This is a genomic window from Ramlibacter sp., from assembly GCF_035548915.1.
Classification (GTDB): domain Bacteria; phylum Pseudomonadota; class Gammaproteobacteria; order Burkholderiales; family Burkholderiaceae_C; genus Ramlibacter.
Window position 1 is genome coordinate 363,758 of sequence record NZ_DASZSE010000044.1, and the last position, 12,376, is coordinate 376,133.

Below are 12,376 nucleotides of genomic sequence, written 5' to 3' on the forward strand. Positions count from 1 at the left end.
CCTCAAGGAGACAAGGCAATGAGAAGACTGTTCCTGAAGACCCTGGCTGCCGCCGCCGCGATGGCCGGCTTCGGCATCGCGCGGGCGCAGCCGCGCACGATCAAGTTCGCCAACCAGAATGCGAAAGGCCACCCGGTGATCCAGGGGATGGAACGGTTCGCGCAACTCGTGGAGCAGAAGTCCGCCGGCCGCCTCAAGGTGAACGTCTTTCCGGGCGGCGCGCTCGGCAGCGACCAGGCCAACGTGTCGGCGCTGCAAGGCGGCACGCTCGAGATGGCGTCGATGAATTCCGGCATCTTCGGCAGTCTCGTGAAGGACTTCGAGATCTACGACTTTCCATTCCTCTTCGCCAACGGCCGCGAAGCCGACGCGGTCGTGGACGGCCCCATCGGGCAGGCGCTGCACCGGAAGCTCGAGGACAAGGGAATCGTGGGCCTCGCGTACTACGAGCTGGGTTTTCGCGACCTCACCAACAGCAAGCGGCCGATCACGAAGGTGGACGACATCGCGGGGCTCAAGCTGCGCGTGATCCCGAATCCGATCAACGTCGACTGGGTGAGCGCGCTCGGCGCCAACCCGACGCCGCTGCCGTTTCCCGAGCTGTATGCCGCGCTGGAGCAGGGCGCGGTCGACGGGCAGGAGAATCCGGTCGCGACCATCCAGGGCGCGAAGCTCTATGAAGTCCAGAAGTACCTCGCGCTCACGCACCACCAGTACAACCCGCAGTCGGTCGTGATCAGCAAGAAGTTCTGGGATTCGCTTTCCGCCGATGACAGGCGGGCGCTGCAGGACGCCGCGAGCGAGTCGGCCCACTACCAGCGCGAGCTGGCGCGCGGCGCGGCCGCCGGCATCCTCGAGCAGCTGAAGAAGGCCGGCATGCAGGTCACCGAACTGCCGCCTGCCGAGATGGCCAAATTGCGCGAGAAGATGAAGCCCGTGATCGCGAAGCATTCCGCGGCGGTGGGCGAAGCGAACGTGAAGGCTGTGATGGCCGAAATCGACAAGGTCCGTTCGGCGAAGTAGGCAAAAAATCCCGACACGCGCGGATCGCCATGCCCATGCAGATCGACGGCCGCACGGAGCTCATCGCGCACCTGGGCTGGCCCACGCACAGCTTCAAGGCGCCCATGATCTACAACCCGTACTTCGAGTCCGTGGGCGTCAATGCGGCCGTGGTGCCGATGGGCTGCCGGCCCGAGCATTTCGCGGCGGTGCTGCGCAGCGTCTTCCTGCTCGAGAACATGCGCGGCGCGCTGATCACCATGCCGCACAAGGTGAGCGTCGTGGAGCTGCTTCAGGAGGCTTCGCCGGCCGTGAGGATCGCCGGGGCCTGCAACGCGGTGAGGCGCGACGCGCAAGGCGCACTGGTGGGTGACATGTTCGACGGGGAGGGATTCGTGCGAGGGCTCGCGCACAAGGGGTTCGCGCCGCGCGGGGCCCGCGCGCTCGTGGTCGGCTGCGGAGGCGTCGGCTCGGCGATCGCCGCGTCGCTCGCGCGTTCGGGCATCGCCTCGATGGGGCTTTTCGACGTGAAATCGGAATGCGCCGACGCGCTGGCCGGGCGGCTGCTCGCGCACCATCCCCGGCTGGCGGTCGCGACCGGCGCCAACGACCCCGCGGGGTTCGACCTCGTCGTCAATGCGACACCGCTCGGCATGAACCCGGACGATCCGCTGCCCGTCGACGTGTCGCGCATCGAGCCCGGCGCCTTCGTCGGGGAGGTGGTCATGCAGACCGAGCGGACCCCGTTGCTCGCGGCCGCCGAGGCACGCGGCTTGCGGGTGCAGGTGGGCACCGACATGCTCTTCGAGATGATTCCGGCGTACCTCGAATTCTTCGGCCTGCCTTCCACGACGCCCGAACATCTGCGCGCACTCGCGCGGCTGCAATACTGACCCCCGGGATGTCCGGCCGAACGCGGCAATCGCGTTCGCGCCTCTTCCCCACGCGCGCAATCCCGGTAACATGGACTGCCGGAACCCCTCTGGCGGAGCGCGGGCATGCGACACGAACAGGCCTTCGAAGCGCACTTGCGCGCCCGGCGGGCGCGCGTGCTCGCGACGCGCGCCGTGTTCTATGCATGCCTCGCGTACCTCGTGTTCCTGCTGGTCCACCTTCCCGTCGAGGACGCCGCGGATGCCTTCGATCGCTATGCCGCCTCGCACGGACTCGCATCCGCTGCCTGTGCGAGGCAGGCGCCCGGGCGCGCGGCGGATGCCGAATCGCTCGCCTGTTTGCGCGAAGACCTGGCGGGCCTCGTGGACCGTGCCCGCACCAACCGCATCCAGGTGCTCGTCCTCGCGGGGCTGCTGAGCGCGGTGGCCTTGTTGACGGCGCGCCAGCGAAGGCGCGACGAGCAGGTGCTGCGCGAACAGCTTCGCTTCGACGAACTGCTGATCGACGCGATGCCGCTGCCGCTGTCGCTGCGTTCGCCCGAAGGCCGCTTCCTGCTCGTGAACCAGGCGTTCGAGCAGCGCTTCGGCATTGCGCGCGACGCCCTCATTGGCGAGCGCGTGGACGACGCGCTGGGCGCCGAGCGGGCGCAGCGGATTTTCGAGATGGATGCTCGGGCGGTGGCCTCCCCGCTGACGCAGGAAGGGCGCTTTCACGTGCCCACGCAGCAGGGCATGCGCCACATCCAGGTGAGCGTGCGGGCGCTGCATCGCGCCGACGGCTCGCTGATCGGCACCGTGGGCGTGCAGGACGACGTCACCGAGCTCATCGAGAAGGAAGCGCAGCTGAGCGAGTCGAACGCGCGGCTCGCGCAGCTGTCGATGAAGATGATCGGCGCGCAGGAGGACGAGCGCCGCCGCATCGCGCGCGACCTGCACGACCAGGTGGGGCAGATCCTCACCGCGCTCAAGCTGCATCTGGCCGCGCTCGCGAAGAAGGAGCGTGTCGACGCGCCCGCCGCGGCGCTCGCGGCGCCGATCGAGCTCGTGGAGGAGGTGCTCTCGCACACGCGCAACCTGAGCGCGTCGCTGCATCCGCATCTGCTGGACGACCTCGGTCTCGAAGCGGCGCTGCACTCGCTCATCGACCGGTTCATCCGGCCGTCGCTGCCGCGGGTGGACTTGCGCTGCCGGCTCGCGCCCGCGCGCGGGCCCGAGGCCGTGGAGATGGTCGCTTTCCGCGTGGTGCAGGAAGCCCTCACCAACGTCGTGCGGCATGCGCACGCGACGCGCGCGGGCGTGATGCTGGAAGCAGGCGAAGGCTGGCTCGCCATCGAAGTGATCGACGACGGTGTCGGCTTCGAATCGCCGGACTCGGGCTTCGGGGTGCAGCCCGGCGCGTCGGTGGGCCTCGCGAGCCTGCGCCAGCGCGTCGTGGAAGCGGGCGGCACCGTGCAGCTGCAAAGCGAGGCGGGGCGGGGCACCAGCGTGCGGGCGCGCCTTCCGTGGGCGTCGCAATCCGTGCGGGAATCCGTGCAGGAATCCGCGCGGGAATCCGGGCGCAAGGAGGATGCGGCATGAAGGTCCTGCTGGCGGACGATCACCGCCTCGTGCGCGCGGGGCTGCGCGCGCTGCTCGATTCGATCGCCTCGGTGGAAGTCGTGGCCGAGGCCTCCGACGGCGAAGAGGCCATGCGGCTCATGCACGAGCTGCGGCCGGACGTGGCGATGGTCGACATCGCGATGCCCCGGCTGAGCGGCCTTGCCGTGCTGCACCAGGTGTGCGCGGCGGGGCTCCCGACGCGCGTGCTGCTGCTTTCCATGTACGACAACGACGAATACGTCGCCGAAGCGGTGCGCGCGGGCGCGGCGGGGTACCTGATCAAGGATTCGGCAGTGGAAGAACTCGGCCTCGCGCTGCAGGCGCTCGAGCGCGGGGACGTCTATCTGAGCCCCGCCATCTCGCGCAAGCTCGCGGCGGCATTCAGCGCGGGCCGCGCATCGCCCGGGCTCACCGCGCGGCAAACGCAAGTGCTCAGGCTGATCGCGCTCGGCATGTCGTCCAAGGAAGTCGCGCGCGAGCTCGATCTTTCGGTGAAGACCGTGGAGACGCATCGCACGCAGATCATGGACCGCCTGCAGATCCGCGACCTCGCCGGGCTCGTGCGCTACGCGGTGCGCACGGGGCTCGTGGGCACCGATCCCTGATGCCGCCATCGGGGTAATTCCGTAGGCCCGGCAGGGGCCACGCACGGATGGGCCGCGAGCGTTCGCTTGCCTACGATCGCGGCCATGGTCACACGCATCATCTGCGCAAGCGTCTCCACGGTACGGGGCTCGGTGATGGACGAGCTCTTTCGCATCCGGGACCACATCTGCGCCCACGGCGAAGGCACGTCCGTCATGGGCGCGCTGCTTTTTTCCGCCGGCTGGTTCCTGCTTTGGCTCGAAGGCCCCGACGACGACGTGGAAGCCGCGCGAAAGCGCGCCGCGCGCGATCGGCGCAACATGCACCAGCGCGTGATCCACCGCAGCGTCGGGCCGGCCACCCTCACCACGATGGCGACGGTGGTCATGGCCCAGATGGCCGAGTCGCCGGCGGGCTTCTGGCATCGCATCGTGCGCGTGCGCGACGGCCTCGGCCCCGCGCTGGATCCGGCCGGAATCTGGCACGCGCTGAGCGCGCCCTGCGTGGCGCCGCCGGGGGCGGGCATGGACGACTGTCCGCGCCGGCACGTGGCGCTCGTGTCCGCGGAAGACAACGGCCCGATCCATCTGCTGCGCAACTTGAGCGACCGCTGCGGCACCACGCTCGTCTACCAGCGCATCGCCGATTCGGCCTGCCGGGGCAGCGACGTCGGCGTTGCCTATGCGGACATTCCCACGCACTCGGGGATCGTGCGCGTGCAGCTGCTGTCGCGGCGCGCGCTGTCGAAGGAACTCGTGCGCGCATCGATCGACGGCGCCGAAAGCCTCGTCTTGCTGCTCGGAAGCCGCGACGCGCTCGCGCAGGAACTCGCGGGCCGTGTCGCCGAATGCACCTGCGAGAGCGGTCGCCACCCGAGATTCATCCTCTGCGGCGACGATCGCGAGATCGTCGCGCGGGCGTCCGATCAATTGCGAGCCGCGGGCGGCCGCGAGTGCGCGCGGCTCGATCCGTCGCAGCTCGAGGCCTTCATCGTCGGGCAAAGCGCCGCGCGGCCGCGCCATCGGCACGAGTACGGAGCCTGCGATGCGTGAATCGATGCTTGAACCGATGCCGCAGGCCGCGCCCGGTGCGTCGTCCGAGGGCGCCGTCGTGAAGCTGCTCGTGAAGGGTTTCGGCGCGATGGAGCACCGGCTGCTGCAAGGCGCGGTGAAGCTGTCGCAGCGCCGCGCCCCGCGCATCGATCTCCTGGCGGACTCCGAGGCCGCGAGCGCCGACGTCGTGCTCGTCGACGCGACCGAGGCAGCCGCCTTGCAATGGTCGGCGCTGCAGCCGTGGCTCGCGGGCAAGGCCGTCATCTGGGCCGGCGCCAAGGCCGCGCGGCCCGGTCACATGGTGACCGAGCGTCACGTCATGTGGCCGATCCTGCCCGTGCTGCTGTATCGCGCGCTGGAGCAGCACGGCAATGCGCGCGCCGCCACGCGAGCTCATGCCGGCGCGGGACGCGTGCTCGTCGTCGATGACAGCCTCGCCGTGCGCCACCACCTTCGCTCGCTGCTCGAGCGCCGCGGCATCGAAGTCACGGACGTCGCCACGGCCGAAGCCGGTATCGAAGCCTGCGCCGCGGCGAGCGACATCGCCTGCGTTCTGATGGACGTGCTCATGCCCGGCATCGACGGCTTCGAGGCGTGCCGCCGCATCAAGGCGCGCGGCCGCGCCGCGCCGCCGGTCGTGATGCTCACGAGCAAGTCGTCTCCCTTCGACCGCGTGCGCGGAAAGATGGCCGGCTGCGACACCTATCTCACCAAGCCCGTCGATCCCGAGCAGCTCCACGACGTGCTCGGCCGCCTCGTTTCCCACAACGCCACACCCTCTTCACCCCCTTCCGAAAGGACTCCCGCATGACCCGCAACATCCTCGTCGTCGAAGACAGCCAGGTCGACCGCACCCGCCTCGAGAAGCTGCTCGCCGGCGCGGGCTACGTCGTGAGCACCGCCGAGAACGGCGAACAGGCGATCGCCTCCGTGCGGCGCGCGCGGCCCGACGCCATCCTCATGGACGTGAACATGCCCGGCATGGACGGCTTCGCGGCGACGCGCGCGCTGCGCGGCGACGCCGTGACCCGGGACATCCCCGTGGTCCTCGTGACCGCCAAGGACCAGAAGGCCGACAAGGCCTGGGGCCAGATGCTCGGCGCGAAGGGCTACGTCACCAAGCCGTATTCGGACGACGAGCTGCTCGCGCAGGTGCGCGCGCTCTGAGGCGAACGACGATGCGCCGCCGGATCCTGATCGTCGACGACGCGCTCGCGGACCGTCGCAGCCTCGAAGGCATCCTCGCCGAGGCCGGGCACGCCGTGCTCTCGGCGGAAAGCGGCGAGGAAGCGATCGAGCGCGCGCGCACCGACCGGCCCGACGTGATCCTCATGGACGTGAACATGCCCGACCTCGACGGCTTCGCCACGACGCGCCGCCTGAAGGCCGACGACGCGACGAAGGACATTCCCGTCGTCTTCGTCACCGGCAAGCACCAGAAGGCCGACATCGCATGGGGCCGCATGCTCGGTGCGCGCGGCTACGTGGGCAAGCCCTACACGCGCGAGGACATCCTCGCGCAGCTTCAGGCGTGACGATGATGATGAGTCCTCTGCAAGCGCTCGCGCCGCCGGAAGCGGCGAATGCGGACGCATCCGCGTTCGCGTTCGCGATGCCGCAGCCGAAGGCCGCCGCCGAAACGCTCTCCCGCCAGGGCCTGCGCATCGGCGAGTTGCGCATGACGATCCGCTACGAAGACGGCAGCGAGCTCACCGAAGTCCCGCCGCTGCACCGCCTGCCGAACGCCCCGGCGTGGTTTGCGGGCATCGCGAACCTGCACGGCGCGCTCCTTCCCGTGTTCGATCCCGGTGTCTTCGCGGGCGTGCCGCATGACGAGCAGGCCAGGCCGATGCTGCTCGTCATCGCGCACGGCGCGGATGCCGCCGGCATCCTGATCGACGGCTTGCCGCGGCGCCTGAAGGTGCCGCCGGATTCCCCTCTTTCCCCCGACACCGCGCCCGCGCGCATCGCGCCCCACGTGCGCGGCGCCGCGCTCGTCGGCGACCACCTCTGGTTCGAGCTCGATTGCGCCGCGCTGCTGGATGCGCTCGAACAATCCCTTTCGCAGATCAACGGAGCCTGAGCATGAGCAAGACACAAGCCGCCCGCGCAAGCGGGCTCGAATTCAACTTCCTGCCGCGCCTGAAGCTGTGGCAGAAATTCGCCATCCTGGGCGCGCTCGCGCTCGCGCTGGCCGCATTCCCCACCCTGCGCCTGTTCCAGGACGTGCAGGAGTCGATCGGCCAGGCGCGCGCCGAACAATCGGGTCTCGCCGCGATCACCGCGGCGCTCGAAGCGATCCGCACGGCGCAGGACCATCGCGCCTCGGCCAGCTACTTCGTGCTGGGCGACGAGAAGCGCGGCGCGGCGCAGCCGAAGAACGCGGCCGACTTCGAGACGGCGCTCGCGCGCCTCGAGTCGATCCTCGCGCCGCTCGGCGACGCGACGGTCTCGCAGCAGGCCTCGGCCATTCGCAAGTCGTGGGCCGCGCTGAAGGACAAGGTGACCGCACGCCGCATCGACCAGCGCGAAGTGACCGAGGAGCACATCGCGCTCGTGCGCGACCTCCTGGGCCTCGTGGAGGAACTCGTCTCGGTGTACCGCATCGACCTCGACCCCGACGCGGGGACCAACCACCTTGCGCGCTCCACGCTCGTGGATCTGCCGAGGCTTTCGGAAACGCTCGGCCAGCTTCGCAGCCCGGTCGTGTCGCGCCTGCAGCAGCTCGCCTCCGCGCGGGCGGAGACGGCCGATCCCGCGAAGCTCGATGCCGCGCTGCACGATGCGCTTCGGCCCGCCGACCGCGCACGCATCGCCGAGACCGTGAAGGACCTGCAGGAGGCGCTCGGCCAGTACGTAGCCGGCCAGCGCAAGGCGATGCGCGCGCTGCCGGAGCTTTCGGCGTCGTCGGCCGCGCAGGTGGCCGAGATCGAACGGGCCACGCGCCAGGTGATCGACCTCGTGCAGCGCGAAGTGCTCGGGCGCGAGACGCCTTCGATCGACGCGGGCGTGTATCTGAAGGAAGTGTCCGCGCCGCGTGAGCTCGTGCAGAAGGCCGCGACCCAGCAGGACCTGCTCGCGCGCCAGCTGCAGCGCCGCGTGGATGCGCAAAGCGCCGAACGGCTGAAGACGCTCGCCGCGGTGTTCGCGCTCTTCGCGATCGGTGTGGCGCTCGCCGCGGTCATCGTGCGCAACATCACGTCGACGGTGCACGGCCTGCAGGCTTCGGTGGAGCGCGTGCGCGCCGGTGACCACGGCGCGCTGCAGCGCATCGAGGCGAAAGACGAGATCGGCGAGCTGGGCCGCACGGTGAACCTGCTGCTGCAGGACCGCATCGCCGCGCAGCTCGCATCGGACGAAGCAGCCCGCAAGGCCGAAGCCGAAAACGAGATGCTGAACAATTCGGTGATCTCGATCCTGCAGGCGGTGAACCAGCTCTCGCAGCGCGACCTCACGGCACGCGCCCCGGTGACGCAGGACATCATCGGAACCGTGTCGGATTCGATCAACGCGCTCACGGAAGAGACTTCGCGCGTGCTGCGCGAAGTGGCGGCCATCGCGGGCAACGTGGCGCACGCCTCGGGCAAGGTGAAGGGCCAGGCCGACCAGGTGTCGCTCACCGCCGAGGACGAGCGCCGCAGCGTCGGCGAGGTGATCCAGTCGCTCTCCGACGCGACCGACACGATGCACCGCGTGGCGACGCTGGCCGAGGAGAGCAACCGCTCGGCCGAACGCGCCACGCAGGCCACGCACAGCGCGCTGGAGACGGTGAACGGCACGGTGAAGGGCATGGAGGCGATCCGCGAGACCATCGCCGAAACGGAAAAGCGCATCAAGCGCCTGGGCGAACGGTCCCAGGAGATCACGGGCATCGTGAACCTCATCAACACGATTTCCGAACGCACGCACGTGCTGGCCCTGAACGCTTCGATGCAGGCCGCCGTGGCCGGGGAAGCGGGCCGCGGCTTCGCGGTGGTGGCCGAGGAAGTGCAGCGCCTTGCCGAGAGCTCGCGCGGCGCCACGCAGCAGATCGGCACGCTGGTGGGCAACATCCAGCTCGAGACGAACGAGACGATCTCCACCGTGAACCGCACCATCGGCCAGGTGGTCGCGGGTTCCGAGCAGGCGCAGAAGGCCGGCGAGCAGATGCGCCTCACGCAGGAGATCACCGGCGAACTCGTGGCGCAGGTGCGCCGCATCGCGGAATCGTCGGAGTTGCAGAAGGCCACGTCGCAGGTCCTCCTGAAGTCCGTGCAGGGCATCGGCGAGAGCACGGAGCGCACGGCGCGGCAGATCGAGTCGCAAAACCGCGAAACCGAATCGCTCCTCGAGTCCGCACGCCGGCTCGTCGAATCGGTGAACGTGTTCAAGCTCGCCCACGCGTAAACGTCGAGCGCGCGATGAAGCTGAAGGACCTGATCGAAGCGCTGGCCGGGGAGGTCGAGCGTGCGCAGCCGCAGCTCGCAGCGAGCCTCGGCGAGCTGGCCGCGCGCGAAGTCGACGACCCGTCGTTCCTCGACGCCTTCGACCGCTACAGCGGCCAGGCGCAGCGCATGGGCGAAGCCGCCGGCCTCGCGGGCTTTCCCGGCCTGCAAGCGGTCTGCGCGCACGTCGAGCAGAACTGCCTGCTGCTCACCGTCACGCCGCCGCCCGAGCGCGAGGCGTTCGTGCGGTTCCTGCGCGACTGGCCCGCGCTCATCGTGGACCATCTGCGCAATCTGGAAGATCCTTCGACGGCAGCCGGGCTCGTGGACCACTTGCGTGCGGCGCCCGTACCGATGGAGGAGGAAGCGGCGCTGAAGGTGATGCACATGCTGGGCGCGATGCCGCTGCAGGTGACGAGCGTCGCGGCGGACGACGCACCGCGCCGGCCGCTCGCGGCGACGCCCGAGGACGTGGCGATCGAACTGCCGACCGACGTGGACGCGCACCTGCTGGAAGGCTTCTTCCAGGAAGCACCAGAGCAGGCGCGCGAACTGGTCGCGCTGGCGCGCAGGCTCGCTTCCCTCGCGGTCGACGGCGCCGATCCGCGCGATGCGGCCGAAGACCTCGTCTGTGCCCGGCGGATCGTGCACACGCTCAAGGGATCGGGCGCGATCATCGGTCTGCGGGGCATCGCATCGCTCGGACATCACCTGGAGGACATCCTCGAACATGTCGAGCGCGATGGCGCGAAGGTCGATCGCGCCGTGGCGGAAACGCTGCTCGATGCCGCGTTCTGTCTGGAGCAGATGATCTCGCACGCGCTCGGCGCCGACGACGCGCCCGGGCAGGCGCAGCAGGTGCTGCAGGCGGTGCTCGACATCGCCAACCGCATCGACCGCGGCGAAGCGGTGGACGCGCTGCCGGTGCGAGAGGCTCCAATGCGCGACACGGCGAACGGCGCGGACTCGCGCGCGGCTCGCGCTTCTTCCGTGCCGCAGGTCGTCCCGGGCGCTGCGATGCGCGTTGCCGTGCAGCGCATCGATGAGCTCTTTCGCGTCTGCGGCGAAGTCTCGGTGCACTCGGCGGCGATGGAGGCACGCTTGAAGGCCGCGGCCAGCGCCGCGAAGGAACTCATGTCGCAGAACCTGCGGCTGCAAAAGCGCCTCTTCGAGCTGGAAACGCTCGTGGACGTGCGCGCGCTCTCGACGATGCGCGCGCGCAGCCGGCGCGACAGCGATGCCGCCTTCGATCCGCTCGAGCTGGACCAGTACAGCGAGCTGCACGGAACGTCGCATGCGCTCATGGAAGAAGCCGCCGATGCGCGCACGATGGCCGCGCGGGTGGAAGAGGGCATCGCCCAGCTCGCGGCGCTGCAGGCACGCCAGCAGCGGCTCGCCCGGGACATGCAGCATCTCGTCATGGGCACGCGCATGAGCGAAGTGGGCACGCTGGAATCGCGGCTGCAACGCACGGTGCGCACGAGCTGCCAGGCGACGGGCAAGGAAGCGCGGCTCGTGCTCGAAGGCGCGCGCACGCTCATGGACGGCGACGTACTGAACCGGCTCGGCGAGCCGCTGCTGCACATGCTGCGCAACGCGGTCGACCATGGCCTCGAATCGCCGCAGGAACGTATCGATGCGGGCAAGCCGCGCATGGGCACGATCGCGCTGTCGTTCGCGCGTCAGGGCCAGCAGGTGGTACTGCACTGCCGCGACGATGGCCGCGGGCTCGATCTGCCTGCCATTCGCAGGCGGGCCATCGAGCGCGGGCTGCTCGATGCGAGCCGCCATCCGGGCGACGAAGACATCGCGCGGCTCGTCCTGTTGCCCGGTTTCTCGACGCGCGACACGGTCAGTGAGCTCTCCGGCCGCGGCGTGGGACTCGACGTCGTGCGCGAGTGGGTGGGGCAGATGAACGGTACCGTGCGGCTTTTCTCGCGGCCCGGTGAAGGCTGCACGATCGAGTTGCGCTTCGCGGCATCGCTCGCCACCGTGCAGACGCTGATCGTCGAGGCAGCGGGCCAGCGCTTCGGCGTGCCGTCGGCGCAGGTGGAGCAGGCCGTGCCGCGCGGCGTGGGCGAGTTTGCCGCGCTCGGCGGCGAGCTCACGTATCGCCACGGCGATCGTGTCCATCCGGCGCTCCGGCTGGTCGATGCAGTCGGACTGCCCGTCGACACGAGCAGGTCGCTGAGCGAGTGCGATGCGGTTGTCGTGCGCGTCGACGACCGCGTGTACGCGCTCGCCGTCGACCGTCTCGTGGATGCGCGCGAGCTGCTGGTAAAGAGTCCCGGCCGCTACGCACGGCACGTGCGCGGCGTCGCGGGTCTTTCGGTGCTCGGGGATGGGACGGTGGCGGTCAACCTCGATCTGCAGCAGCTGCTCGGTTCGCGGGCGCGGCCTGCGGTGCAAGGCACCGAGCGGTCCGAGGCCCCGCGGCCCGCACAGCGCGAGCTCCCCGGCGTGCTGATCGTGGACGACGCGCTTTCGGTGCGGACCTTCCTGCGCCGGGTCGTGCAGGACGCGGGCTACCGCGTCGAAGCGGCGCGCGACGGCATCGAGGCCATCGATGCGTTGCGCAGCTTCAAGCCGCGACTCGTCCTCACCGATCTGGAGATGCCCAACATGAATGGCGTCGAGCTCACGTCGCACCTGCGCCGGCGCGACGACATGAAGGAAGTGCCCGTGATCATGATCACGTCGCGATCGCAGGACAAGCACCGGCGCATGGCACGGGAGGCGGGTGTGGACGAATATTTCACCAAGCCCTGCAGCGAAGGCGAGCTGCTGCGGGCGATCCGCAGGCACGTCGCGGCATGATCGG

General features: G+C 69.7%; 11 protein-coding genes. All 11 read left to right on the forward strand.

From position 1 onward, the window contains the following. Positions 1-18: 18 nt before the first annotated feature. The 11 genes from VHA82_RS19720 (at position 19) to VHA82_RS19770 (ending at position 12,372) form a co-directional block, all read left to right on the forward strand. Positions 19-1,023, forward strand: coding sequence for a TRAP transporter substrate-binding protein (locus VHA82_RS19720; protein WP_325546857.1), 1,005 nt, complete (start codon positions 19-21; stop codon positions 1,021-1,023). Between the two features lie 35 nt (positions 1,024-1,058). Then, on the forward strand, positions 1,059-1,895 hold the full coding sequence (locus VHA82_RS19725; protein WP_325546924.1) for a shikimate dehydrogenase: 837 nt from the start codon (positions 1,059-1,061) through the stop codon (positions 1,893-1,895). Positions 1,896-2,000: 105 nt separating this feature from the next. Then, the gene (locus VHA82_RS19730; RefSeq protein ID WP_325546858.1) at positions 2,001-3,473 is read left to right on the forward strand and encodes a PAS domain-containing sensor histidine kinase; all 1,473 of its coding nucleotides are present in this window, start codon (positions 2,001-2,003) and stop codon (positions 3,471-3,473) included. Further along, on the forward strand, positions 3,470-4,099 hold the full coding sequence (locus VHA82_RS19735; RefSeq protein ID WP_325546859.1) for a response regulator transcription factor: 630 nt from the start codon (positions 3,470-3,472) through the stop codon (positions 4,097-4,099). Before VHA82_RS19730 ends, VHA82_RS19735 begins: the two co-directional genes overlap by 4 nt. Positions 4,100-4,183: 84 nt before the next feature. Next, positions 4,184-5,131: a BLUF domain-containing protein gene (locus tag VHA82_RS19740; protein WP_325546860.1), complete on the forward strand. Its 948-nt coding sequence runs from the start codon at positions 4,184-4,186 to the stop codon at positions 5,129-5,131. Next, the gene (locus VHA82_RS19745) at positions 5,124-5,942 is read left to right on the forward strand and encodes a response regulator transcription factor (protein WP_325546861.1); all 819 of its coding nucleotides are present in this window, start codon (positions 5,124-5,126) and stop codon (positions 5,940-5,942) included. The genes VHA82_RS19740 and VHA82_RS19745 overlap by 8 nt, the downstream gene beginning before the upstream one ends. Then, complete coding sequence (locus tag VHA82_RS19750) at positions 5,939-6,298, forward strand: response regulator transcription factor (RefSeq protein ID WP_325546862.1); 360 nt, start codon at positions 5,939-5,941, stop codon at positions 6,296-6,298. The genes VHA82_RS19745 and VHA82_RS19750 overlap by 4 nt, the downstream gene beginning before the upstream one ends. An 11-nt stretch (positions 6,299-6,309) precedes the next feature. Next, positions 6,310-6,666, forward strand: a complete 357-nt coding sequence (locus VHA82_RS19755) for a response regulator (protein ID WP_325546863.1) — start codon at positions 6,310-6,312, stop codon at positions 6,664-6,666. Between the two features lie 8 nt (positions 6,667-6,674). Next, on the forward strand, positions 6,675-7,214 hold the full coding sequence (locus VHA82_RS19760) for a chemotaxis protein CheW (protein ID WP_325546864.1): 540 nt from the start codon (positions 6,675-6,677) through the stop codon (positions 7,212-7,214). Positions 7,215-7,216: 2 nt separating this feature from the next. Then, the gene (locus VHA82_RS19765) at positions 7,217-9,517 is read left to right on the forward strand and encodes a methyl-accepting chemotaxis protein (RefSeq protein WP_325546865.1); all 2,301 of its coding nucleotides are present in this window, start codon (positions 7,217-7,219) and stop codon (positions 9,515-9,517) included. 14 nt (positions 9,518-9,531) lie between these two features. Next, the gene (locus VHA82_RS19770) at positions 9,532-12,372 is read left to right on the forward strand and encodes a hybrid sensor histidine kinase/response regulator (RefSeq protein WP_325546866.1); all 2,841 of its coding nucleotides are present in this window, start codon (positions 9,532-9,534) and stop codon (positions 12,370-12,372) included. The last annotated feature ends 4 nt before the right edge of the window (positions 12,373-12,376 follow it).

Bases quoted from the DNA above. Each gene is read 5' to 3' on its own strand.
- VHA82_RS19720 (WP_325546857.1), top strand. From the start codon at position 19: ATGAGAAGACTGTTCCTGAAGACCCTGGCTGCCGCCGCCGCGATGGCC.
- VHA82_RS19725 (WP_325546924.1), top strand. From the start codon at position 1,059: ATGCAGATCGACGGCCGCACGGAGCTCATCGCGCACCTGGGCTGGCCC.
- VHA82_RS19730 (WP_325546858.1), top strand. From the start codon at position 2,001: ATGCGACACGAACAGGCCTTCGAAGCGCACTTGCGCGCCCGGCGGGCG.
- VHA82_RS19735 (WP_325546859.1), top strand. From the start codon at position 3,470: ATGAAGGTCCTGCTGGCGGACGATCACCGCCTCGTGCGCGCGGGGCTG.
- VHA82_RS19740 (WP_325546860.1), top strand. From the start codon at position 4,184: ATGGTCACACGCATCATCTGCGCAAGCGTCTCCACGGTACGGGGCTCG.
- VHA82_RS19745 (WP_325546861.1), top strand. From the start codon at position 5,124: ATGCGTGAATCGATGCTTGAACCGATGCCGCAGGCCGCGCCCGGTGCG.
- VHA82_RS19750 (WP_325546862.1), top strand. From the start codon at position 5,939: ATGACCCGCAACATCCTCGTCGTCGAAGACAGCCAGGTCGACCGCACC.
- VHA82_RS19755 (WP_325546863.1), top strand. From the start codon at position 6,310: ATGCGCCGCCGGATCCTGATCGTCGACGACGCGCTCGCGGACCGTCGC.
- VHA82_RS19760 (WP_325546864.1), top strand. From the start codon at position 6,675: ATGAGTCCTCTGCAAGCGCTCGCGCCGCCGGAAGCGGCGAATGCGGAC.
- VHA82_RS19765 (WP_325546865.1), top strand. From the start codon at position 7,217: ATGAGCAAGACACAAGCCGCCCGCGCAAGCGGGCTCGAATTCAACTTC.
- VHA82_RS19770 (WP_325546866.1), top strand. From the start codon at position 9,532: ATGAAGCTGAAGGACCTGATCGAAGCGCTGGCCGGGGAGGTCGAGCGT.